This window comes from Methylibium sp., from assembly GCF_031393925.1.
Classification (GTDB): domain Bacteria; phylum Pseudomonadota; class Gammaproteobacteria; order Burkholderiales; family Burkholderiaceae_C; genus Methylibium.
In genome coordinates this window covers 1-1,507 of sequence record NZ_JANMWL010000046.1, presented here as the reverse complement: position 1 = coordinate 1,507, position 1,507 = coordinate 1, and the positions used below count along the sequence as shown (strand labels likewise).

The following is a 1,507-nucleotide window of genomic DNA, read 5'->3' as shown; positions in this document are numbered from 1 at the left end:
GCAGTGCGCGCCGGCACGCGGGCCATGGGCCAGGCGCTCAAACCCGCGGTCGACAAGCGCAAAGCGCCGCCCGGTGCGGGCGACTGGATCACCGGCGTGGCGATCAGCACCACGGGCGCGCGCCGCTTTCGGCTCTACCGACCGCCCGACGTGCATTTCGGTGAGCGCTTGCCGTTGATGGTGATGCTGCACGGCTGCGGGCAGGACGCGAAGAGCTTTGCGATGAGCACGCGCATGAACCGCATCGCCGCACGCGAGCGCTTCCTCGTGCTCTACCCCGAGCAGGACCGCCTGGCCAATGCCAAGGGCTGCTGGAACTGGTTCGACACCACGTCCGGGCGCGCCTGGGGCGAAGCGGCGCTGATCATGAAGGCGATCGACCAAGTGTGTTTGCTGTACCCGGTGGACCGCGCGCGCGTGGCCCTGGCGGGGCTCTCGGCGGGCGCCAGCATGGCCGCGCTGCTGGTGACCCGGCACCCGGAGCGCTTCAAGGCGGTGGTGATGCATTCGGGCATTCCGCCCGGCACCGCGCATTCCACGCTGTCGGCGCTGGGTGCCATGCATGGCCACCGCGCCACCCTGCCGCTGGCGGCCACGCCGCTGGCGATGGCGGCGTCGTGGCCGCCCTTGATGGTGATCCACGGCGATGCCGACCCAGTGGTGTCGGCCAGCAATGCGCACGCCGCGGTGCAGGTGTGGGCCGACGCAGCCGGCGCTCGGGCTGGCACGCGGCGCAGCGTGCAGCGCGGCGCGCGCTATCCGATGGCGGTGACCGACTTCAAGTGCAGGCGCGGCACCGTCGCCACCTTGGTCGAGGTCTCCCGGCTCGGCCACGCCTGGAGTGGCGGCGCGGCCCGGGAGCCGTTCAGCGACATTCAGGGGCCCGATGCGTCGCGCATGGCCTGGGCGTTCGCGGCCAGGCAGTTTCGGGTTTGATTTGCGACGCCTTCCCCTGGTGGGAGAAGGCGGGGATGGGGGCAGCGCGGAGGTCGGTTCGGGCTTGGCCCCCACCCCGGCCCTCCCCCAACGGGGGAGCGAGAAACGGACACCGGCGGATGCCAATTGTCAGCACCGGTTTCGAGCAGCCCTTCCGTGCAGGCTTCACGCCGCCCGCACGCGGGGCCGCAGGGGTATCGGAGCGACGCACAGCCGCCCTGCCAAACTCGCGATTTCCGTTTTCCCGCACCGACCACTCCGCATGAAGATCATCGGCATTCCCCTGCGCAAGCCCTCAGTCAACGAAGTCACGGCCGCGGCCGTGCTGGCCTCGGGCCTCTGGCTCGCCTGCGTGGCGCTGGCGCTGCGCCTGGGCAGCCCACTCGAGCGCGACGATGCGGGCGCCGCCCTGCTGGTGATCTTCTGGGGCTGCGTGTGCGTGCGCCTGGGCATCCGCGTCGACCAGGGCGCGCGCCACATGGCGCTCAACCTCGGTTGCTGCGCCCTGCTCGTGGGCATCTACCAGGGCGCAATCAGTCTGCTCGGCTGAACGGCGCCACGCGCGCCGATC

At 71.3% G+C, this 1,507-nt stretch carries 2 protein-coding genes; both read left to right on the top strand.

Annotation, left to right across the window (positions count from 1 at the left end):
* Positions 1 to 936: PHB depolymerase family esterase (locus RMO12_RS03425; protein ID WP_309638204.1), on the top strand; the 936-nt coding region annotated here is incomplete at its 5' end.
* A gap of 262 nt (positions 937 to 1,198) precedes the next feature.
* Positions 1,199 to 1,486, top strand: a complete 288-nt coding sequence (locus RMO12_RS03420; RefSeq protein WP_309638203.1) for a hypothetical protein — start codon at positions 1,199 to 1,201, stop codon at positions 1,484 to 1,486.
* Positions 1,487 to 1,507: the final 21 nt, after the last annotated feature.